General features: G+C 72.6%; 16 protein-coding genes and 1 riboswitch. Of the genes, 10 read left to right on the top strand and 6 right to left on the bottom strand.

From position 1 onward, the window contains the following. Positions 1 to 48 precede the first annotated feature (48 nt). Positions 49 to 1,362 carry a glycosyltransferase family 4 protein gene (locus OHA89_RS25490; RefSeq protein WP_406367194.1) on the bottom strand — a complete coding sequence of 438 codons (1,314 nt, stop codon included), beginning with the start codon at positions 1,360 to 1,362 and terminating at the stop codon, positions 49 to 51. A 225-nt stretch (positions 1,363 to 1,587) separates the two neighbouring features. Between OHA89_RS25490 and OHA89_RS25485 the strand changes: the two genes are divergently transcribed. Beyond that, positions 1,588 to 2,223 (top strand): TetR family transcriptional regulator, encoded by a 636-nt coding sequence (locus tag OHA89_RS25485; RefSeq protein WP_406367193.1) that lies wholly within the window; start codon positions 1,588 to 1,590, stop codon positions 2,221 to 2,223. A gap of 1,094 nt (positions 2,224 to 3,317) precedes the next feature. Here OHA89_RS25485 and OHA89_RS25480 read toward each other — a convergent pair. Together OHA89_RS25480 and OHA89_RS25475 are read right to left on the bottom strand one after the other, a co-directional pair. Continuing rightward, positions 3,318 to 3,551, bottom strand: coding sequence for a ferredoxin (locus tag OHA89_RS25480; protein WP_266609888.1), 234 nt, complete (start codon positions 3,549 to 3,551; stop codon positions 3,318 to 3,320). Beyond that, positions 3,551 to 5,014, bottom strand: coding sequence for an aldehyde dehydrogenase (locus tag OHA89_RS25475; protein WP_266609887.1), 1,464 nt, complete (start codon positions 5,012 to 5,014; stop codon positions 3,551 to 3,553). Before OHA89_RS25475 ends, OHA89_RS25480 begins: the two co-directional genes overlap by 1 nt. 191 nt (positions 5,015 to 5,205) lie before the next feature. Between OHA89_RS25475 and OHA89_RS25470 the strand changes: the two genes are divergently transcribed. The 7 genes from OHA89_RS25470 to OHA89_RS25440 all read left to right on the top strand — a co-directional run bounded on the left by OHA89_RS25470 (position 5,206) and on the right by OHA89_RS25440 (position 13,137). Then, positions 5,206 to 6,324, top strand: coding sequence for an MBL fold metallo-hydrolase (locus OHA89_RS25470; RefSeq protein ID WP_266609885.1), 1,119 nt, complete (start codon positions 5,206 to 5,208; stop codon positions 6,322 to 6,324). 72 nt (positions 6,325 to 6,396) lie between these two features. Then, a riboswitch (cobalamin riboswitch) is annotated at positions 6,397 to 6,479 on the top strand. Between the two features lie 129 nt (positions 6,480 to 6,608). Then, positions 6,609 to 7,862 (top strand): prenyltransferase/squalene oxidase repeat-containing protein, encoded by a 1,254-nt coding sequence (locus OHA89_RS25465; RefSeq protein ID WP_406367191.1) that lies wholly within the window; start codon positions 6,609 to 6,611, stop codon positions 7,860 to 7,862. Continuing rightward, positions 7,862 to 8,524, top strand: coding sequence for an SCO2322 family protein (locus tag OHA89_RS25460; RefSeq protein WP_406367189.1), 663 nt, complete (start codon positions 7,862 to 7,864; stop codon positions 8,522 to 8,524). The genes OHA89_RS25465 and OHA89_RS25460 overlap by 1 nt, the downstream gene beginning before the upstream one ends. Further along, positions 8,521 to 9,786, top strand: coding sequence for an energy-coupling factor transporter transmembrane component T (locus OHA89_RS25455; RefSeq protein ID WP_266609879.1), 1,266 nt, complete (start codon positions 8,521 to 8,523; stop codon positions 9,784 to 9,786). Before OHA89_RS25460 ends, OHA89_RS25455 begins: the two co-directional genes overlap by 4 nt. After that, positions 9,783 to 11,576 carry an ABC transporter ATP-binding protein gene (locus tag OHA89_RS25450; RefSeq protein WP_406367187.1) on the top strand — a complete coding sequence of 598 codons (1,794 nt, stop codon included), beginning with the start codon at positions 9,783 to 9,785 and terminating at the stop codon, positions 11,574 to 11,576. Before OHA89_RS25455 ends, OHA89_RS25450 begins: the two co-directional genes overlap by 4 nt. Continuing rightward, positions 11,573 to 12,460 carry an ECF transporter S component gene (locus OHA89_RS25445; RefSeq protein WP_406367186.1) on the top strand — a complete coding sequence of 296 codons (888 nt, stop codon included), beginning with the start codon at positions 11,573 to 11,575 and terminating at the stop codon, positions 12,458 to 12,460. Before OHA89_RS25450 ends, OHA89_RS25445 begins: the two co-directional genes overlap by 4 nt. Positions 12,461 to 12,732: 272 nt before the next feature. After that, complete coding sequence (locus OHA89_RS25440; protein WP_257552628.1) at positions 12,733 to 13,137, top strand: transglycosylase SLT domain-containing protein; 405 nt, start codon at positions 12,733 to 12,735, stop codon at positions 13,135 to 13,137. Positions 13,138 to 13,255: 118 nt separating this feature from the next. Here OHA89_RS25440 and OHA89_RS25435 read toward each other — a convergent pair whose 3' ends face one another. After that, the gene (locus OHA89_RS25435; RefSeq protein ID WP_257556531.1) at positions 13,256 to 14,425 is read right to left on the bottom strand and encodes a steroid 3-ketoacyl-CoA thiolase; all 1,170 of its coding nucleotides are present in this window, start codon (positions 14,423 to 14,425) and stop codon (positions 13,256 to 13,258) included. Positions 14,426 to 14,667: 242 nt separating this feature from the next. Between OHA89_RS25435 and OHA89_RS25430 the strand changes: the two genes are divergently transcribed. Continuing rightward, on the top strand, positions 14,668 to 15,912 hold the full coding sequence (locus OHA89_RS25430; protein WP_257556530.1) for a cytochrome P450: 1,245 nt from the start codon (positions 14,668 to 14,670) through the stop codon (positions 15,910 to 15,912). Between the two features lie 211 nt (positions 15,913 to 16,123). Here the strand turns inward: OHA89_RS25430 and OHA89_RS25425 are convergent, their stop codons facing one another. Beyond that, a complete protein-coding gene (locus OHA89_RS25425; RefSeq protein ID WP_266609866.1) occupies positions 16,124 to 16,873 on the bottom strand; it encodes a hypothetical protein in 750 nt (249 codons plus the stop codon). Between the two features lie 123 nt (positions 16,874 to 16,996). On the opposite strand from OHA89_RS25425, the gene OHA89_RS25420 reads away from it, so the two are divergent. Next, complete coding sequence (locus tag OHA89_RS25420) at positions 16,997 to 18,430, top strand: FAD-binding oxidoreductase (RefSeq protein ID WP_266609864.1); 1,434 nt, start codon at positions 16,997 to 16,999, stop codon at positions 18,428 to 18,430. Here OHA89_RS25420 and OHA89_RS25415 read toward each other — a convergent pair. After that, entirely contained in the window at positions 18,399 to 20,438 is a 2,040-nt protein-coding gene (locus OHA89_RS25415) for a bifunctional glycosyltransferase 87/phosphatase PAP2 family protein (RefSeq protein ID WP_266609862.1), read from the bottom strand. The genes OHA89_RS25420 and OHA89_RS25415 overlap by 32 nt on opposite strands. Positions 20,439 to 20,483: the final 45 nt, after the last annotated feature.

Raw genomic sequence — 20,483 nt, 5'->3', positions numbered from 1 at the left:
CTTCGCGGTCGCGGGGGTGGTGAGGGGGAAGCAGAGTCTGGTGGGCCGTCACCGCGGGCGGCGGGTACGGGCGGCCTGCGCGATGGCGGCGCGGTAGTGCGCGGCGGTGCCCTCGGCGGCCTTGGCCCAGGTGAAGCGTGCCAGGACCCGGTCGCGTCCGGCGGCGCCGAGGCGGGCGCGCAGCTGCGGGTCCCCCAGCATCCGGCCGAGCGCGGCGGCCAGCGCTCCCGCGTCGCCGGGGGGCACCGCGAGGCAGGTCTCGCCGTCGGGGCCGGCGACCTCGGGGATCGCCCCGCCGGTGGTGGCGACGAGCGGGGTGCCGGTGGCCATGGCCTCGGCGGCCGGGAGCGAGAAGCCCTCGTAGAGGGAGGGCACGCAGGCGACCTGGGCGCTGCGGACGAGGTCGACGAGTTCGGCGTCGGTGACGCCCTTGACGAAGCGGACCGCGTCCTGGAGCCCGTACGTCTCGATGGCGCGGGCGACCGGCCCCTTCTCGGCGCGCTTGCCGACGACGACGAGGTGGGCGTCGGGCTGCTCGGTACGCAGCTTCGCGAGCGCCTCGACGAGGTGGACGAGCCCCTTGAGCGGCACGTCGGCGCTGGAGGTGGTGACGATGCGGCCCGGGACCTCGGCGACGGAGGCGTCCGGGGACCACAGGTCGGTGTCGGCGCCGATGTGCACCACGTGGATGCGGCCGTCCTGGACGCCCAGGTGCTGGGCGATCTCCTGCTTGGAGGAGCCGGAGACGGTGAGTACGGAGGGCAGCCGGCGGGCGACGCGGCCCTGCATGCGGGTGAAGGCGTACCAGCGGCGTACGGAGGCCCGCTTCTTGCGGTCCTTCGCGGCGTCGAGGTCGAGCTGCCGGTCGACGGTGATGGGGTGGTGGATCGTGGTGACCAGCGGGGCGCCGAGGTCGCCGAGGAGTCCGTAGCCCAGGGTCTGGTTGTCGTGGATGACGTCGAACTCACCGGCGCGGGCGGCGAGATGGCGCCGGGCCCGCAGGGAGAAGGTCAGCGGCTCGGGGAATCCGCCGGTCCACATGGTGGCGACCTCGAGGGCGTCGATCCAGTCCCGGTACTCGCCGCGCTTGGGGGTCCGGAAGGGGTCGGGCTGCCGGTAGAGGTCGAGGCTCGGGAGCTCGGTGAGGGTGGCGCCCGTGTCGAGCACCGGGTAGGGCTGCGCTCCGACGACCTCGACGGAGTGTCCCAGGCGTACGAGCTCGCGCGAGAGGTGGCGGACGTAGACGCCCTGGCCGCCGCAGAACGGGTTCCCCTTATAGGTGAGGAGTGCGATGCGCAGCGGGCGGTCGCCGTCGGTGGCGGAACCCGCGAAAGGGCTCGTCACCATGGCCTCAGCGGTCACTCTCGGCCCCCTTCTCCCTGCAACTTTCGCCGGAGCGTAACCGCTCGGATAATGTAGAACAAGTTTCAGACTTGATCCGTTGAAGACCATTGAATCTACCGGCCGGAAACTACACCGTAAGAGGCGGAGCAGGTGATTCGCGCCACGACTGGGCGCCTGCCATGCTGACTCCCGATCGGCCCGGAATCAGCTCGCGCAACGACACGGAACGGGACAACGGGACACATGACAGCGGAAGTGAAGGCCGTCACCACACCGGCGTCGCCTCCCCTGACGGAGCGCCAGGAGGCGCGCCGCCGCCGGATCCTGCACGCCAGCGCCCAGCTGGCCAGCCGGGGCGGCTTCGACGCGGTCCAGATGCGCGAGGTCGCCGAGGCGGCCGGCGTGGCTCTGGGCACCCTGTACCGCTACTTCCCGTCCAAGGTGCACCTGCTGGTCGCCACCATGCAGGACCAGCTCCAGCACATGCACACGACGCTGCGCAAGCGCCCGCCGGCCGGGGACGACCCGGCGGCGCGGGTCGCGGAGACGCTGATGCGGGCCTTCCGGGCCCTCCAGCGGGAACCGCACCTCGCGGACGCGATGGTGCGGGCGCTGACCTTCGCGGACCGCAGCGTGAGCCCCGAGGTGGACACGGTGTCCCGGCTGACCACGGCGATCATCCTGGACGCGATGGGCCTGGACGCCCCGCCGACGGCGGAACAGCTCTCGGCGGTCCGCGTCATCGAGCACACCTGGCACTCGGCCCTGATCACCTGGCTCTCGGGCCGCGCCTCGATCGCCCAGGTCAAGATCGACATCGAAACGGTCTGCCGCCTGATCGACCTGACGGCCCCGGAAAAGGCCCCGGAAAAGGCCTGAACCCGCCCCCGTGCGGGGGTGATGGGTGGGCGGGGCGGGGGCTTCGGGGGTCGGGGTGCCGGTTGCTCGGGATCAGGGAGGGTTTGGGGGTTCCCGTCAGTCCCACTGCCTCCCCGGGTCGGGCCGGTCCCTCAAGAGCGCTCCTTCGTCGCGTCGCTTCGCGATGTCGCTGCGCTCCACTCTTGACCGACCGTCCCGCCCCGGAAAGACAGGACTGTCGGGAAGCCCCCAAAAGAACGGTCCACTGGTTCCATGAACGAGCAGGGGCAATCAGGGACCGAATCCTTGGTGGCCAGGGGCAGGGTCTGAGCCCGAGCCCATCAGGAGCGGGCGCGGGGTCGGTGGGCGCGTCAGATCGCTACACACTTGCTCATTGCTTGGCGGCTGCGGGCCGTCTGGGGCTGGGAATAGGCCGCCCGCTGGTCGCTGCCCGCCTGAGGTGATCTGGCGGCGATCAGCCCGACATGGGCTGGACATAAGCCGCCCCAGACCGTCAGTTGACGCTCTTGGAGGGCGTCTGCGGGCGGTTGGGGCAGAGAAAACGCCCTGACGGAGTCTGGTGCCGGACTTTTGGGTCTCTCGCTCCGAGAAGAGATCGATTGGCTCTCAACTCGCTGTCAAATAGGGACAAACGACCCGCTGTCGCGTGACGGCGAGGCCTGCGGTGATCGTGGGCGGCTTATGTCCAGCCCCAGACGGCCGCAGGGCGCCATGGGCGAGAAGTGTGTAGCGATCTGACGCGCCCACCGACCCCGCACCCGCTCCCTACGGGCCCGGGCGCAAACCCCGCCCCCTGGGAACCAGGGAGCCGGTCCCTGATGGCTCCTGCCCGTCCATGGAACCGGTGGACCGTTCTTTTGGGGGCTTCCCGACAGTCCTGTCTTTCCGGGGCGGGACGGTCGGTCAAGGGTGGCCGAAGGCCATCGCGAAGCGACGCGACCGAAGGGAGCGCCCTTTACAGGCCGGCCCGACCCGGGGAGACAGTGGGACTGACGGGAAACCCCCAAACCCTCCCTGATCCCGCCCCGCTGACACCCCGATCCCCGAAGCCCCCGCCCGCCCGCCCCTACGCCCCCGAGCACCAAACCCCGCCCCTACTCCTCCGGCGGAAAGACCGGTTCGCCCGTTGCCGCCAGGGTGATCAGGATGGCTTCGACCGGGCAGCCCTCCGCCGCCGCCAGGAGGGGTTCGTTCGCGTCGGTCTGGGGGGTGCGGGGGTGGGACTGGCGGGCGGAGTCGAGCGCGAAGCCGTCCGGGGCGTGGTTGACGCACATGCCCGAGCCGATGCAGACGCCCCGGTCCACCTCGACCTGCCAGCGGTCTCCCATCAGGCACCCGCCTCATAGCCGGCCGGCAGGTGGATCATCTTGTGCTCCAGGTACTCGCTCAGGCCCTCCGGGCCGAACTCCCGGCCCAGGCCGCTGTTCTTGTAGCCGCCGAACGGGCCCAGCATGTCCAGGCTGAAGGTGTTCACGTTGAAGGTGCCGGTGCGGATCTGCCGGGCGAAGTCGATGCCGTGCTCGACGTCGGCCGTCCAGACGCTGCCGCTCAGGCCGAACTCCGAGTCGTTGGCCACCCTTACCGCCTCCGCCTCGTCCCCGTACGGGATCAGGCAGACGACCGGGCCGAAGATCTCCTCGCGCGCGATCCGCATGGAGTTGTCCACGTCCCCGAAGAGCGTGGGTTCCACGTACCAGCCGCGGTCCAGGCCCGCCGGGCGGCCGCCGCCCGACAGGACCTTCGCGCCCTCCTCCTGGCCGATCCGGATGTAGTCCAGGGACCGCTGCTGCTGCCGCTGGGCGACGAGGGGGCCGAGCTGCGTCGCCGGGTCCAGCGGGTCGCCGACGACCAGGGCGCCGGCCGCCGCCGCGAGGGCCTCGGCCACCTCCTCGTACCGGCTGCGCGGGACGAGGATCCGGGTCTGTGCCACGCAGGCCTGGCCGTTGTTCATCCAGGCCGCGGGGACGATCCCGGCTACCGTGGTCTCCAGGTCGGCGTCCGGCAGGATCACCGCGGCCGACTTGCCGCCGAGTTCCAGGGTGACCCGGGTGAGGTTGCGTGCGGCGACCTCCATCACGCGCTTGCCCGCGGCGACCGAGCCCGTGAAGGCGACCTTGTCGATGCCGGGGTGGCCGACCAGGTACTCGCTGACCTCCCGGTCGGCGGGCAGGATCGACAGCACCCCCTCCGGCACCCCGGCCTCGCGCGCGATGTCGGCGAGGATGTAGGAGTCGAGGGGGGCTTCCGGGGAGGGCTTCAGGATGACGGTGGAGCCGCTGAGCAGCGCGGGGGCGAGCTTGGCCGCCGCCACGAACTGCGGCACGTTCCACGGGATGACGGCCGCGACGACCCCGACCGGTTCGCGGCGCACCAGGATCGGGCCGAGGACGCCCTGGCGGTGCTCCTCGTACGGGTAGGCGCGCGCGACGGTGATCGCGGCGTCGTAGACCATCATCGGGCCGAGCGCCTGCGCGAGGACGCTCCAGGAGTACGGGGATCCGTTCTGGGAGCTGATCGAGCGGGCGATCTCCTCGTGCCGGACGGCTATGGCGTCCTTGATCCGGGAGACGACGGCGATGCGCTCCTCCAGGCTCATCCGGGGCCACGGCCCCTCGTCGAAGGCCTTGCGCGCCACCTCGACGGCCCGGTCCACGTCCGCCTTCGAGGCGTGCGGGACGGAGCCGATGACCTGCTCGGTGTGGGGGGAGACGATCCGGATCGTGTCGGTGCCCAGCGGATCCGTCCACTCCCCGCCGATGAACAGTTGTCCGTGTTCCACGAGCTCGGTCATGGCTGAGGCCTCCTGCGGCTTGGCGTTGCAGAACTGATACCAGTTCTAGTTAGAGGAGTCCACGGCCAGGACCGAACAGCCCGCCGGGAGGTCTGGAAGATCCAACGGCTAGTCAGGAGCAGCCGGAAGTGGTCGACTTGGGCTACTACTGGAACAGGTTCTTGTTGGCGAGCGGGCAGGCAGGGGATCTCATGTCGCAGGACACGTCACCGGACAGGTCACCGGGCACGGCGGCGGACGCGCCACTGGACGCGCCGGCGGACGCGCCACCGGTCACCGATCACGGCGGCGGGGTATGGGGGATCAAGGTGCCCATCCCCGACAACCCTCTCGGGCACACCCTCGTCCACGTCCTCGACACCGACCGCGGCCCGGTCCTCGTCGACACCGGCTGGGACGACCCCGCCTCCTGGGACACCCTCGTCGCCGGCCTCGCCGCGCTCGGCATCCCCGTCGCCGACGTCCACGGCGTCGTCATCACCCACCACCACCCCGACCACCACGGCCTGTCCGGCCGGGTGCGCGAGGCCTCCGGCGCCTGGATCGCCATGCACGCCGCCGACACCGAGGTCGTCGTACGGACCAGGGCCGCCGAGCCCGGCGTCTGGTTCGACTACATGAGCGAGAAGCTCGCGGCCGCCGGAGCCCCCGAGGAACACATCGCCCCGCTGCGCGCCGCCCGCGCGAGCGGCCGCCTGCGCACCCTGCCCGGCCTGCGCGCCGCCGTCCCCGACCGGGAGATCGTCCCCGCCGAGCTGCTCCCCCTCGCCGGACGCCGGCTGCGCGCGATCTGGACCCCGGGCCACACCCCCGGCCACGTCTGCCTGCACCTGGAGGAGACCCATCCGGCGAACCTCCCCGGCAACGGCCGCCTCTTCTCCGGCGACCACCTGCTGCCGGGGATCTCCCCGCACATCGGACTGTACGAAGCGCCGGACGAGAACGGTGTCACCCGCGTCACCGACCCCCTCGGCGACTACCTCGACTCCCTCGAACGCATCGGACGCCTCGAGCCGGCCGAGGTGCTCCCGGCCCACCAGCACGCCTTCACCGACGCCCCCGCCCGCGTACGGGAACTCCTCGAGCACCACGAGGAACGGCTGACCGGCCTGCGGGAGCTGCTCGCCGTGCCGCTGACGCCGTGGGAGCTGGCGGAGCGGATGGAATGGAACCGGCCCTGGGAGCAGATCCCGTACGGCTCCCGCAATATCGCCGTCTCCGAAGCCGAGGCCCACCTGCGGCGGTTGGTGAAACAGGGCCGCGCGGAGGCGGTACCGGGCAGCGACCCGGTCACGTACCGGGCGCTATAGGACCGCTCCGGTCACCGGGGCCGGCACCCTACGGGCCGGTAGAGTGAATCCGTCGTCCACACTTCCGTACGGGGGAAAGCCGGTGCGATTCCGGCACTGACCCGCAACCGTGACCCACCCCCGGCACCACCGGGCGGCGGGGAGTCGGAACGCCCCGTACCGGAGGTGCGCGGCTCGCGCCGCCGGGTCTTCCGGCGGCCGGCACCGTCGAGGTATACGGAGCCGGAGCCCGGTGCCTCAGCGTGCCTGCCTCCAGCTCCCCAGCACGAGAGGCACCCGCCCCCATGAACGTCCGCCGCAGCGCCGCCGCGCTCGCCGCCTCCGCCGTGCTCTGCGTGGGCGCCGCCCCCGCAGCCCTCGCCGACACCGCGCCGCCCGCCTCCCCCTCCGCGCCGCCCGTCATCCCCTCCGGGCTCTACGGCAAGAACGACCCGACGTACGACGGCGTGTGGCGGCAGTCCTTCGCGCTGCTCGCCCAGCACACGGTCGGCATCAAGCCCTCCCGGCAGGCCGTGATCTGGCTGCTCGGCCAGCAGTGCCAGACCGGCGGCTTCCCCTCCTTCCGCCCGAACCCCGGCGTGACGTGCGACGCGAACACGATGTACGACACGAACGCCACCGCGGCGGCCGTACAGGCACTGCAGGCCCTCGGCGGCCAGGACGCGGCCGTCAGGCAGAGCGTGGAGTGGCTCAAGTCCGTCCAGAACGAGGACGGCGGCTGGGCGTACGTGCCCGGCTCCCCCAGCGAGGCCAACTCCACCGCCCTGGTGATCAGCGCCCTCGCGGTGGCCGGTGAGAAGCCGGCCGAGGTCAAGTCGAAGGCGGGCAAGTCGGCGTACGAGGGGCTGCTCCCCTTCCAGCTGGGCTGCTCCGCCGAGCCGGCCGCCGACCGGGGCGCGTTCGCCTACCAGCCGGTCGACGGCAAGCTGCTCGCCAACGCCGACGCCACGGCCGCCGCGACCCTGGCCGGCCTCGGCAAGGGCACGGCCGTCGTGCCGTCCACCACGGACACCCCGGCGGCCGCGCTGGCCTGCCCGGCGGCCGGCGCCGCCGACCCGGTGGCCGCCGCCCAGGGCGCGGCCGGGTACCTGGCCGAGGTCCTCAAGAAGGACGGCCACCTCACGGCCGTGACCCCGGGCGCGGACCAGCCGACCCCGGACACCGGCAACACCGCCGACGCGGTGATCGCCCTGGCCGCGGCCGGGCACAAGCAGTCGGCGGCGGGCGCGCTGGAGTGGCTCAAGGCCAACTCGGCGGAGTGGTCGAAGGGCAGCCCGGCGGGCCTCGGCACGCTGATCCTGGCCGCCCACGCGACCGGCACCGACCCGAAGGCCTTCGGCGGCACCGACCTCGTCGCGGCGCTGAACGCGACGGGCCCGGCACCGCAGGGCGCGGACACCTCCGCGACCACGGTGGACGGCGAGAAGGACAAGCCCTCCGGCGGCCAGAGCGTGTGGTGGATCATCGGCGCGGGCGCCGCGGCCGGCGTGGGCATCGGCATCCTGCTGAGCGGCCGCCGCAAGAAGAACCAGCTCTGATGCGCCGCCGCCTGCCCGCCCTCGCCCTGGCCTTCGGCATCGTCCTGGCCGTGCTGGCCGCCGGTCCGGCCCTGGCGTCGAGCTACCGCTACTGGTCGTTCTGGGACGGCGCGGGCGGTAAGTGGGCGTACGCCACCGTCGGGCCCTCGATGGCCCGCCCGGCGGACGGCTCCGTGCAGGGCCTGCGCTTCTCGGTGAGCAGGGACGCGGCGGCCGAGTCGGCCCGGCCGCGGGCGGCGGCGGACTTCACGGCGGTCTGCGGGGCGACCCCGGCGGCCGAGGGCAGGAAGCGGGTGGCGCTGGTCATCGACTTCGGCCTCCCGGCGGACGCCGCTGCAGGCGAGGCCCCGCCGCAGCCGGAGCCGCGCACGGCCTGCGCCCAGGTGGCCCCGGAGGCCACGACGGCCGAGGCGCTGGCGTCGGTCGCCAAGCCGCTGCGCTACAACAGCGCGGCGCTGCTGTGCGCGATCTCGGGCTACCCGAAGCAGGGCTGCGGCGAGCCGCTGCCGGACGCCCCGGAGGCCGAGGACTCCCCGGCGGCCGCCCCGCCGAAGTCGGACGACGGCGGCGGCCCGTCGGCGGGCCTGCTGGCGGGCATCGCGGCGGTGGCCGCCCTGTCCACGGCGGCCATCTGGCAGTCCCGCCGCCGCCCCGCCCGATGACGAACGACGGTGTGGCGGCCGCCGACGGCGCTCGGCCCACCACCGGGGCCCCCGTCCGGCCGCAGGCCGGGCGCACCCCCACCGGAGCCGCACCCGGCGACGCGACCGGGCTCCGGCGGAGCCGGCTCGCGGCGCCGGATCCCGAGCCCGGGTCCCCGTACGACCGCTGGAAGCCCCCGCAGGACGGCCGGGCCACGGCCCTGCACGCGGGAGCGTGGTGGCTCTGGGCCCTCGGCCTGGCCACCGCCGCCTCGCGGACCACCAACCCGCTCCTCCTGGGCCTGATCATCGGCGTGGCCGGTTACGTCGTCGCGGCCCGCCGCACCAGCGCGCCCTGGGCCCGTTCCTACGGGGCCTTCCTCAAGCTCGGCCTCGTCGTCATCGGCCTGCGCCTCCTCTTCTCCATGCTGCTCGGCTCCCCCATCCCCGGCTCGCACACCCTCTTCACCCTGCCGGAGATTCCCCTCCCCGCCTGGGCCCAGGGCATCCGCTTCGGTGGCAAGGTGACCGCCGAGCAGCTGGTCTTCGCCTGCTACGACGGCGCCAAGCTGGCCGCCCTCCTCGGCTGCGTGGGCGCCGCGAACGCCCTCGCCAACCCGGCCCGGCTCCTGAAATCCCTCCCGGCCGCCCTGTACGAGGCCGGGGTCGCCGTCGTCGTCGCCATGACCTTCGCGCCGAACATGGTCGCCGACGTGGTCCGTCTGCGGACCGCCCGCCGCCTGCGCGGCCGCCCCACCGGTGGCATCAAGGCCATCCTCCAGATCGGCCTGCCGGTCCTGGAGGGCGCCCTCGAGCGCTCCGTCGCCACCGCCGCGTCGATGGACGCGCGCGGGTACGGCCGTACCGCGCAGGTCCCGCCCGCCGTCCGGCACACCACCAACGTCCTCACCCTCGGCGGCCTGCTCGGCATGTGCGCGGGCACGTACGGGCTGCTCGCCGCCGAGGGGGCGGTGTACGGCCTGCCCGTCCTCTTCATCGGCCTGGTCCTGGCCCTGGCGGGGCTGCGCCTCGGCGGGCGCCGGTCGGTCCGCACCCGCTACCGGCCCGACCGGTGGGGGCCGCGCGCCTGGCTGGTCGCCGGATCGGGTGCGGCCGTCGCCGCGTTTCTCCTCCACGCGGGCACCGTCGCCCCCGAGGCCCTGCACCCGGGCGTGGTCCCGCTGGTCGCGCCCACGCTCCCGCTCTGGCCGGCGGCCGCGATCCTGATCGGCCTGCTGCCCGCCTTCGTGGCACCCGTACCGCCCAAGGAGGCGTCCCCGTGATCCGGTTCGAACAGGTCTCGGTCACTTACGAGGGCGCGGCCGGTCCCTCGCTCCAGGGCGTCGACCTGGTGATTCCGGAGGGTGAGCTGACGCTGCTCGTGGGCCCGTCGGGGGCCGGCAAGTCGACCCTGCTCGGGGCCGTCTCCGGCCTGGTCCCGCACTTCACCGGGGGCACGCTCCGGGGCCGGGTCACGGTCGCGGGCCGTGACACGCGTACGCACAAGCCGCGGGAGCTCGCGGACGTGGTGGGTACGGTCGGCCAGGATCCGCTCGCGCACTTCGTGACGGACGTGGTCGAGGACGAGCTGGCGTACGGCATGGAGTCCCTCGGGCTGGCTCCCGCGGTGATGCGCCGCCGGGTCGAGGAGACCCTCGACCTCCTCGGCCTGAACGAACTGCGGGACCGCCCCATCGCCACGCTGTCCGGAGGCCAGCAGCAGCGGGTCGCGATCGGCTCGGTCCTGACCCCGCACCCGAGGGTCCTCGTCCTGGACGAGCCCACCTCGGCCCTCGACCCGGCGGCGGCGGAGGAGGTCCTGGCGGTGCTCCAGCGGCTGGTCCACGACCTCGGCACGACCGTGCTGATGGCGGAGCACCGGCTGGAGCGGGTGGTCCAGTACGCCGACCAGGTGCTGCTCCTGCCCTCCCCGGGCGCGGCGCCGGTCCTCGGCACCCCGGCGGAGATCATGTCCGTCTCCCCGGTCCACCCCCCGGTGGTGGCCCTCGGCCGCCTGGCGGGCTGGTCCCCCCTCCCCCTCTCCATCCGCGACGCCCGCCGCCAGGCTGCGCCGCTCCGCTCCCGCCTCTCGGCTACCGCCGCTTCCCGGGGCTCCGCCCCGGACCCCGCGCCTCAAACGCCGGCGGGGCTGGATGTGCCCGGCGGACCGCACCAGCCACATTCAGCCCCGCCGGCGTTTGAGGCGCGGGGGTCTGGGGGCGGAGCCCCCAGCAGCGCAGCCCCCGGGCTGCTCACGCGCCTGCTCCGCCGGAGCAAGCCGAGCCCCGACCCCGCCCCCGGCACGGGCACAGGCACGGGCACGGGACCGGCTGAGGCCCGGAACCTCGGAGTCCGCCGCGGCCGCACCGAGGTGCTCCGCGGCATCGACCTCGCGGTGGCGAAAGGCGAGACCATCGCGCTGATGGGCCGCAACGGCGCCGGCAAATCCACCCTCCTCGCCGCCCTCACCGGCACGGTCGCCCCCGCCACCGGCTCCGTCACGGTCGCCGGCGCCACCCCGCACAAGACCGCCCCCGCCCAGATGGTCCGCCGCGTCGGCCTCGTCCCCCAGGAACCCCGCGACCTCCTCTACGCCGACACGGTGGCCGCCGAGTGCGCCGCCGCCGACTCCGACGCCTCCGCACCCCCCGGCACCTGCCGGGATCTGGTCTCCGCCCTGCTCCCGGACGTCCCCGACGACACCCACCCCCGGGACCTCTCCGAGGGCCAGCGCCTGGCCCTGGCCCTGGCGCTGGTCCTCACCGGCCGCCCGGCCCTGCTGCTCCTCGACGAGCCCACCCGCGGCCTGGACTACGCCGCCAAGGTCCGGCTGATCGAGATCCTGCGGGCGCTCGCGGCCGAGGGCCACGCCATCGTCCTGGCCACCCACGACGTGGAGCTGGCCGCCGAGCTGGCCCACCGCGTGGTGATCCTGGCCGGCGGGGAGATCGTCGCGGACGGCCCGACCGCCGAGGTCGTCGTCTCCTCCCCCGCCTTCGCGCCGCAGGTGGCGAAGATCCTGGCCCCGGGCCACTGGCTCACGGTGAGCCAGGTCGCCGAGGCCCTGCGATGAGCCGCGCGGCGCCCCGCCCCGTCCGCATCGGCCCCCGCGCCGCCGCGGCCCTGGTGCTCGTCACCCTCATCGGGATCGCGGCCTTCGGCTGGCCGCTCCTCGCCGACCGTCAGTCGGGCCTCGCCCACTCCCAGGACGCCCCCTGGCTCTTCGCCGCGCTGCTCCCCCTCCTCGTCGCCGTCGTCGTCGCGACCATCGCGGACAACGGCATGGACGCCAAGGCGGTGGCGATGCTCGGGGTGCTGGCCGCCGTCGGGGCGGCGCTGAGACCGCTGGGCGCGGGCACGGCCGGCCTGGAGCCCATGTTCTTCCTGATGGTGCTCAGCGGCCGCGTCCTCGGTCCCGGCTTCGGCTTCGTCCTCGGCTCGGTGACGATGTTCGCGTCCGCCCTGCTGACAGGCGGGGTCGGCCCGTGGATGCCGTTCCAGATGCTGGCCATGGGCTGGTTCTCGCTGGGTGCCGGGCTGCTGCCCGGTCCGGAGAGGATCCGGGGCCGGGCGGAGCTGCTGATGCTGGCGGCGTACGGCTTCGCGGGCTCGTTCGCGTACGGCACGATCATGAACCTCCAGGGCTGGGTGATCCTGCAGGGCATGGGGCAGGGCATCTCCTTCCACCCGGGCGAGCCGGTCTCGGCGAACCTGGCGCGCTTCGTCGCGTACTGCCTGGCGACGTCGGTGGGCTGGGACCTGGGCCGGGCCGCGCTGACCGTCGTACTGACGCTCACGCTCGGCGCCACGCTGCTCAAGGCGCTCCGCCGCGCGACGCGCAAAGCAGCGTTCGATGCCCCCGTCACCTTCGATTCGGGGGCGGGAAGTGGCCCGGACCACACCCACAAAAGGGACGAAGTATCCACAAAGAGTGAGATTCCGACCCCTCGGCGGTGACCCGCCCCATAGGACCCAGGTCACACACGAACCGGGATAGTAGGCCTCAAACGCCCCATACGCCGCGCCAGGGCCGCCGTCCCTGCCCGGCTCCGAGGACCACTAGTAGGAGGGGTCGTTGCGAGGGCCCCGGGGGGTCTGTAGAACTGGATGAGTCGCAGGGCGGCAGGGGTTGTTCACCCGCCGCCGACGAATCCCTCTCCTCCGCGTGAGTGGCTCACGCATGCTTCGGCGTGCCGCGACCGTCCTTGTTCCCTTCGGAAGGTCAATCCGTGTCCAACGCTGTCATCCGCCGCATCGCCGCTTCTAAGAAGACCCTCGCGGGTACCGTCCTCGCCCTGGGCGTCGCCGGTTCCATGCTGGCCGCGGTTCCCGCGCAGGCCGCCCCGTCGAGTGCCAAGGCGATCGCCCAGCAGATGATCAAGGACCCGGCCCAGTTCGCCGCCTTCGACAAGATCATCTCGCACGAGAGCGGCTGGGACTACACCGCCACGAACTCCTCTTCCGGTGCGTACGGCCTGGTCCAGGCCCTGCCGGCCTCGAAGATGGCCTCGGCGGGCTCGGACTGGAAGACCAACCCGGCCACCCAGATCAAGTGGGGCCTGGACTACATGAACGAGCGCTACGGCAGCCCCGTCGACGCCTGGAACTTCTGGTCCGCCAACCACTGGTACTAAGCCACCAGCGGCAGAGCAGACCCACACAGCAGACATACGAAAGCCCCGGTGGCCGGCCTCCCCAGGTCCGGCCACCGGGGCCTTCTGCATCCCATCCCACGGGGTCTGTGTGCAGCGCCTACAGGCGCTGGATGATCGTGCCGGTCGCCAGCGCGCCGCCCGCGCACATGGTGATCAGCGCGAACTCCTTGTCACGGCGCTCCAGCTCGTGCAGCGCGGTGGTGATCAGCCGGGCGCCGGTGGCGCCGACGGGGTGGCCGAGCGCGATGCCCCCGCCGTTGACGTTGACCTTCTCCAGGTCCTGCTCGAAGACCTGGGCCCAGCTGAGGACGACGGAGGCGAAGGCCTCGTTGATCTCGACGAGGTCGATGTCCTTGAGGGACATGCCGGCCTTGCCCAGCACGGCCCGCGTCGCGTCGATCGGCCCGTCCAGGTGGTAGTGCGGGTCGGCGCCGACCAGCGTCTGCGCGACGATCCGGGCGCGCGGCCGCAGCTTGAGGGCGCGGGCCATCTTGCGCGAGGCCCACATCACGGCAGCGGCCCCGTCGGAGATCTGCGAGGAGTTCCCGGCGGTGTGCACGGCGGTCGGCATGACCGGCTTGAGCCGGGCCAGTGCCTCCATCGACGTGTCGCGCAGGCCTTCGTCCCGGTCGACCAGGCGCCACATGCCCTGCCCGGCGGCCTGCTCCTCCTCCGTCGTCGGCACCTGCACGGCGAAGGTCTCGCGCTTGAACCGCTCCTCGGCCCAGGCGGCCGCGGCCCTCTCCTGCGAGAGCAGCCCCAGCTTGTCGACGTCCTCGCGGGTCAGACCCCGGTGGCGGGCGATCCGCTCGGCGGCCTCGAACTGGTTCGGGAGGTCGACGTTCCACTCGTCCGGGAAGGGCTTGCCCGGGCCGTGCTTGGATCCGGAGCCCAGCGGCACGCGGCTCATGGCCTCGACCCCGCAGGCGATGCCGATGTCCATGACCCCGCCGGAGATCATGTTGGCGACCATGTGGTTGGCCTGCTGGGAGCTGCCGCACTGACAGTCCACCGTGGTCGCGGCGGTCTCGTACGGGAGCCCCATGGCGAGCCAGGCGTTGCGGGCGGGGTTCATCGACTGCTCGCCGGCGTGGGTGACGGTGCCGCCGACGATCTGCTCGACGCAGTCGGGCTGGATTCCGGTACGGGCGAGGAGTTCCCGATAGGTCTCGCCGAGCAGGTAGGCGGGATGGAGGTTGGCGAGCGCGCCCCCGCGCTTGCCGATGGGGGTGCGTACGGCTTCGACGATGACGGGTTCCGCGGCCATGAGCTCGTCCTCTCCTGCACTGCGACAGCGCGGCGGGCCGTCCCGGCGCCCCGCCCCGAACTAGTACGCGTTCTAGTTCTCCCCGCAGTCTTATGACCTCAAGCCCCGGCACGCAAGGGTCTTGCACGCGCCCTGCACGGATTCCACACGCAACAGTTGGCGCCGGGACCCTTGTCACTTCTAGAACTCGTTACTACCTTCAAGCCAACTTCTGATGGGCCGTCAGACTTTGGAGTCGCCCGATGTCATGCCCCGCGCTGCCCGAAGGCTTCGACGCCACCGACCCCGACCTGCTCCAAAGCCGGGTCCCGCACCCCGAGTTCGCCCAGCTGCGGCAGACCGCACCCGTGTGGTGGTGCCCGCAGCAGCGGGGGATCACCGGCTTCGACGACGAGGGCTACTGGGCGGTGACGCGGCACGCGGACGTCAAGTACGTCTCCACGCACCCGGAACTCTTCTCCTCCACCACCAATACGGCGATCATCCGGTTCAACGAGCACATCCAGCGCGACCAGATAGATGCCCAGCGCCTGATCATGCTGAACATGGATCCGCCGGAGCACACGCGCGTACGCCAGATCGTGCAGCGCGGATTCACCCCGCGGGCGATCCGCGGACTGGAGGAGGCCCTGCGCGACCGGGCCCGGCAGATCGTCGAGGAGGCGGTGGCCGGGGCGGGCGACGGCAGCTTCGACTTCGTCACGCAGGTGGCCTGTGAGCTCCCGCTCCAGGCCATCGCGGAGCTGATCGGCGTACCGCAGAAGGACCGCGCCAAGATCTTCGACTGGTCGAACAAGATGATCGCCTACGACGACCCGGAGTACGCGATCACCGAGGAGGTCGGCGCCGAGGCGGCGATGGAGCTCATCGGCTACGCCATGAACCTGTCCGCCGAACGCAAGGAGTGCCCGGCCAAGGACATCGTCACCCAACTCGTCGCGGCGGAGGGCCAGGGCAACCTCGGCTCGGACGAGTTCGGCATGTTCGTCCTCCTCCTGGCGGTCGCGGGCAACGAGACCACGCGCAACGCCATCAGCCACGGCATGCACGCCTTCCTCACCCACCCCGACCAGTGGGAGCTGTACAAGGCGACCCGGCCGTCCACCGCGGCGGAGGAGATCGTGCGCTGGGCCACCCCGGTGGTGTCCTTCCAGCGCACCGCCACCCAGGACACCGAACTGGGCGGCCAGAAGATCAAGGCGGGCGACCGGGTGGGGATGTTCTACTCCTCCGCCAACCACGACCCCGAGGTCTTCGAGAACCCGGACGCCTTCGACATCACCCGCGACCCCAACCCCCACCTGGGCTTCGGCGGCGGCGGCCCGCACTTCTGCCTCGGCAAGTCCCTGGCCGTCATGGAGATCGACCTGATCTTCAACGCCCTGGCCGACACCCTGCCCGACCTCCGCCTGACGGGCGAGAACCCGCGCCGCCTGCGCGCGGCCTGGCTCAACGGCATCAAGGAGCTCCGGGTCAGCCACGGCTGACCCGCGACCCAGGACGGCAGGGGCCCCTTCCTCCCACGCCCCGGCCCCTGCCGTCCGCTGGCAGCACACGCGCACCCGTTCGAGTGGCGGCCCCGCCCGAACGGGGTGATCCTGACTGACAGCGGCGATCCAGCCGAAGGGGCGCCGGGGCACAGCTGCCCCGGCGCCCCTTCGGCCTGCTCGGGCATGCCCCGCCCGCCGCGCGACATCGTCACTGCAGGATCCCCACGGCCCGCGCGACCACGAGCAGCACGGTGATCAGCGACACCGAAGTCTGGATCATCATCAGCAGCTTGGCCCACGTCGTCAGCGGCATGGTGTCGGTCGGGCTGAAGGCGGTGGCGTTGGTGAACGCCACGTACAGGTAGTCCCCGAAATAGGGCTTCCATTCGGGCGCGGAGATCCCCGCCTGCCCCATCTGCGGGAAGAGGAAGTCGGGGTAGTCCTTGGTGCCCTGGGCCCTGGCCACCGGGCCGCCCCGGTCCCACTCCCAGTACCAGAGCGCGAAGGCGATCACATTGGTCACCCAGACGGCACCGGCCGTACTGAGCAGCCCGAGCGCGCCTTCCGGCCCGATGCCGAGGAGCAGTTCGCGTACGAGCTTCACGGCCGACCACGCGTTGGCCAGGCTGACCGAGGCCGCCAGAGCCAGGCTGAGGCCGCGCAACAGGTACGAGGTCCGGTCGAAACGGCGGTGCGGGTTGAGGGCGGCCAGCGCCAGCAGCAGGCTGAGCTCCAGCGCCGGCAGCAGCCAGTGCGGATCGAGGGTCAGCCGGTCCGGCAGGGCGAGCTGGAGGCACACGGCGACCAGGATCGCCACGGTGACCGCCCAGCGCTCCTCGCCGTCGGTGGGCTGCCGCCAAGCCGGTCTCTCCTCGCCCCGTTCGGCGGGGGGTTCGAGCAGGGCCTCGATCCGGTCCAACCGGCGATGCAGCAGTTCCACCCCGTCGTTGTCGCTCATGCCGCACATTCTGGAGCCAAGCGGTCCGTAGGCGACGTACTCGACGAACACGGCGAAGGCGGCACCGGCCCACCGGGATCCGGCTCGAGTGCATCCCTCATGGCCCGGTGCCAGACTGAAGGCATGGCTACGCTCAGTCAGTCCTTCCGGGGGCGGCTGGTGCAGCCCGGGGACCCGACGTACGACGAGGACCGGCGGGTGTGGAACGGCTCCATCGACCGGTCACCCGCCCTCATCGCCCACTGCACGGGCGTCGCGGACGTCATCGACGCCGTGCGGTTCGCGGCCGGGCCGGCGGCCGGGCTGCCGGTCGCCGTACGGGGCGGCGGGCACAGCTTCCCCGGGCAGTCCGTGTGCGACGGCGGGATCGTCGTCGACCTCTCGCCCCTGCGCGGCATCCGGGTGGACCCGGATGCCCGGACGGTCAGGGCTCAGGCCGGGGTGCTGCTGGGCGAGCTGGACCACGAGACGCAGGCGTTCGGGCTGGCCGTACCGGCCGGGATCGTCACGCACACCGGGCTGGCGGGGCTCACGCTCGGCGGCGGGATCGGCTGGCTGATGCGGAAGTACGGGCTCACCATCGACCAGCTGCTCGCGGTGGACCTGGTCACCGCGGACGGATCCTTCGTGAAGGCGAGCGAGGACGAGAACCCGGACCTCTTCTGGGGCGTGCGCGGCGGGGGCGGGAACTTCGGGATCGTCACGGAGTTCACGTTCCGGCTCAACCCGCTCGGGCCGATCGTGCTGGCCGGTCCGGTGATCTGGCCGATGGCCGAATCGGCGCGGCTGCTGCGCTTCTACCGCGAGTGGATCACCGACGTACCGGACGAGCTGACCACCGCGGTCGTCCACCGCAAGGCGCCGACGGCCCCGTACATACCGCCCGAGCTGCAGGGGAAGCCGGTCGTGATGGTGGTCTGCTGCTACGCGGGCCCGGTAGAGGAGGGGCAGGAGGTGTTGCGGCCGCTGCGCGAGGGCTCGGGGTCGGCGCCGGTGCTCGACCTGTGTGCGCCCAAGCCGTTCACCGAGCACCAGGCGATGTTCGACCCGTCCTTCCCGCACGGCCGCTGGTACTACTTCAAGTCCTGCGACGTCGACCGGCTCACGGACGAGGTCATCGACCGTACGGCCGAGCATGCGGCCCGGATCGTCTCGCCGTTCACGGCGTTCCCGATCTTCCAGCTCGGCGGGGCGATCGCGCGCGTCGGGGAGGACGAGACGGCCTTCGGCGGGCGCGGCGCCGGGCACACCTTCAACATCAACGGGACGACGGAGGGCTTCGAGGGCTTCGACGCGGAGCGGACGTGGGCGCGAGGCCTGTGGTCGGCGCTCGCGCCCCACCAGACCGGGGTCTACTCGAACTTCCTGATGGAGGAGGGCGAGGAGCGGGTCGAGCAGGCCTACGGGACGGAGAAGTACCGGCGCCTGCGGGAGCTGAAGCGCCGCTACGACCCCGGGAACCTCTTCCATCTCAACCCGAACATCCCGCCCGCGACGCCGTCCGCTAAGCCGTCAGCGACGCCGGCTAAGAAGTCCGAGCCCCGGCCGGAGTCCTGAGCTCCTGCTCCTGTCCCTGCTCCTGCTCCTCGCCGTTCGTCGTGCGCTGCGCGGGCAGGTGCGCCCGCAGCCGCCGCGGCCCGGAGAGCACGTACACGAGCCCGAATCCGGCGCTCACGACGACCGCGCCGCCCACCGCGTCGAGTACCCAGTGGTTGGCGGTGGCGACGATCGCGCACACCGTGATCAGCGGGTGCAGCGCGCCGAGCAGCTTCTGCCAGCCCTTCGGCGCGAGCACGACGATCACGATCCCGCACCACAGTGACCAGCCGAAGTGCAGCGAGGGCATCGCCGCGTACTGGTTGGAGATCGCGGTCATGGCCCCGTACGACGGGTTGGCCAGGTCCTGCGGGCCGTGGACGGTGTCGATGTAGCCGAGGCCGGGCATCAGGCGCGGCGGCGCGAGCGGGTACAGCCAGAAGCCTATGAGCGCCAGTACGGTCGCCAGCCCCAGGGAGGCGCGCGCCCAGCGGTAGTCGCCCGGGCGGCGCCAGTACAGGACGGCCAGGATCGTCAGCGGGACCACGAAGTGGAAGGAGGTGTAGTAGAAGTTGAAGAACGCCTCCAGCCAGGGCGTGTCGACGACGGCGTGGTTCACGGCGTGCTCGATGTCGATGCCCAGCGCCCGCTCGATCCCGAGGATCTGGTTCCCGTTGCCCTCGGCGAGGTCGCGGCTGGTGGGGGCCGCGGCCCTGATGTGCGAGTAGAGCGAGTACCCGACCCGTATCAGCAGGAGTTCCAGCAGCAGGTTGGGGCGGGACAGCACGCGCCGCCAGAACGGCAGCAGCGGCACCCGCTGCCACCGGGCGGCCGCGGGCTCCCCGTAGGCCGTCGGAACGGGTTCGCGCCAGTACGGCGACGAGCGCGGCAGGAACGGTACGGCGCAGGCGGCGGCCAGTGCGGCGAGGAGCAGCACGTTGTCGCGTACGGGGGCCAGCGCGGCCAGGTTCGGCAGCAGCACGGCGCTGGGCAGGGTCATGGCGAGGACGACGGCGACGGGCCACACGGGCCGGTCGGCGGCGCGCCTGCCGACCTTGCCCGCGACGGCGAGCAGCACCCACAGCAGCTGGTGGCGCCACCCGGTCGGGGACACGGCGACGGCCACGCAGCCGGTGATGGCGACGGCGAGCAGCAGCTGCCCGTCGCGGGCGTAGCGGACGGCGCGGCGCAGGCCGATGAAGGCGATGCCGGCCGCGAGGGCCACGTAGAGCAGGATCTCGACGGGTCCGGTCAGGCCGAGGCGCAGCAGGGCGCCGTGCACGGACTGGTTGGCGAGGCTGTCGGGAGCCCCGCCGAGGCCGGTGCCGGCCAGGTGGTGGATCCAGTACGTCCAGGAGTCGCGGGGCATGGCCGCCCAGGACAGCGCGGTGGCTCCGGCGAAGGAGACGGCGGCGGCCCCGGCGGTGGGGCGGCGGCCGGTGAGCCACAGGAGCGGGACGAAGAGCAGCAGGGCGGGCTGGAGGGCCGCGGCGAGGCCGATGAGGAAGCCGGCCTGGCGCCCGCCGGGGACGCGGAAGACGGCGAGGAGCACCAGCAGCACCGGCAGGACGGCGGTCTGGCCGGGTGAAGAGGCCTCGCGGACGGGCAGCGAGACCATCATCAGAGCGGTCAGCACGGGCGCGGCCAGCAGCGCGGTGCGGCGCGGCACGGGGTCGGGCAGGCCGCGCGCGGCGACGAGTCCGATGGCGGCGACGAACAGCAGCGTCAGGGAGATCCAGGCGACCTCCAGCGACGGCGCGGCGAGGCCGACGAGGGGTTTGAGGACCAGCCCGGCGAACGGCGTACCGGTGAACTGGCCGGCGTCGTAGAGCGAGCCGGGAAGGCTGCCGGGGAGGTGGAAGCCGCTCAGCCACTGGCCCGGTGGGACGCTCAGCACGACGGCTGCCTGTCTGACGGCGAGTGCGCCTGCCAGCGCCCACAGGAGGAGGCGTGCCGCCCCGAGCCTGCCGCTACCGCCTATGACTCCGGCATGTCCGTTCGCACCGCTGTGCTCTGCCGCGTTAGCCACGCCTCGCCGGCCTCCCGCCCTGTTGACCGCAACCCTGACTTTGCC

The organism is Streptomyces sp. NBC_01546, from assembly GCF_045208355.1.
Lineage (GTDB): Bacteria > Actinomycetota > Actinomycetes > Streptomycetales > Streptomycetaceae > Streptomyces.
This window is presented reverse-complemented; position numbering and strand designations above follow the sequence as displayed.

Bases quoted from the DNA above. Each gene is read 5' to 3' on its own strand.
- OHA89_RS25420 (WP_266609864.1), top strand. From the start codon at position 16,997: ATGGCTACGCTCAGTCAGTCCTTCCGGGGGCGGCTGGTGCAGCCCGGG.
- OHA89_RS25480 (WP_266609888.1), bottom strand. From the start codon at position 3,551: ATGGGAGACCGCTGGCAGGTCGAGGTGGACCGGGGCGTCTGCATCGGC.
- OHA89_RS25470 (WP_266609885.1), top strand. From the start codon at position 5,206: ATGTCGCAGGACACGTCACCGGACAGGTCACCGGGCACGGCGGCGGAC.
- OHA89_RS25455 (WP_266609879.1), top strand. From the start codon at position 8,521: ATGACGAACGACGGTGTGGCGGCCGCCGACGGCGCTCGGCCCACCACC.
- OHA89_RS25445 (WP_406367186.1), top strand. From the start codon at position 11,573: ATGAGCCGCGCGGCGCCCCGCCCCGTCCGCATCGGCCCCCGCGCCGCC.
- OHA89_RS25475 (WP_266609887.1), bottom strand. From the start codon at position 5,014: ATGACCGAGCTCGTGGAACACGGACAACTGTTCATCGGCGGGGAGTGG.
- OHA89_RS25430 (WP_257556530.1), top strand. From the start codon at position 14,668: ATGTCATGCCCCGCGCTGCCCGAAGGCTTCGACGCCACCGACCCCGAC.
- OHA89_RS25435 (WP_257556531.1), bottom strand. From the start codon at position 14,425: ATGGCCGCGGAACCCGTCATCGTCGAAGCCGTACGCACCCCCATCGGC.
- OHA89_RS25425 (WP_266609866.1), bottom strand. From the start codon at position 16,873: ATGAGCGACAACGACGGGGTGGAACTGCTGCATCGCCGGTTGGACCGG.
- OHA89_RS25460 (WP_406367189.1), top strand. From the start codon at position 7,862: ATGCGCCGCCGCCTGCCCGCCCTCGCCCTGGCCTTCGGCATCGTCCTG.
- OHA89_RS25465 (WP_406367191.1), top strand. From the start codon at position 6,609: ATGAACGTCCGCCGCAGCGCCGCCGCGCTCGCCGCCTCCGCCGTGCTC.
- OHA89_RS25485 (WP_406367193.1), top strand. From the start codon at position 1,588: ATGACAGCGGAAGTGAAGGCCGTCACCACACCGGCGTCGCCTCCCCTG.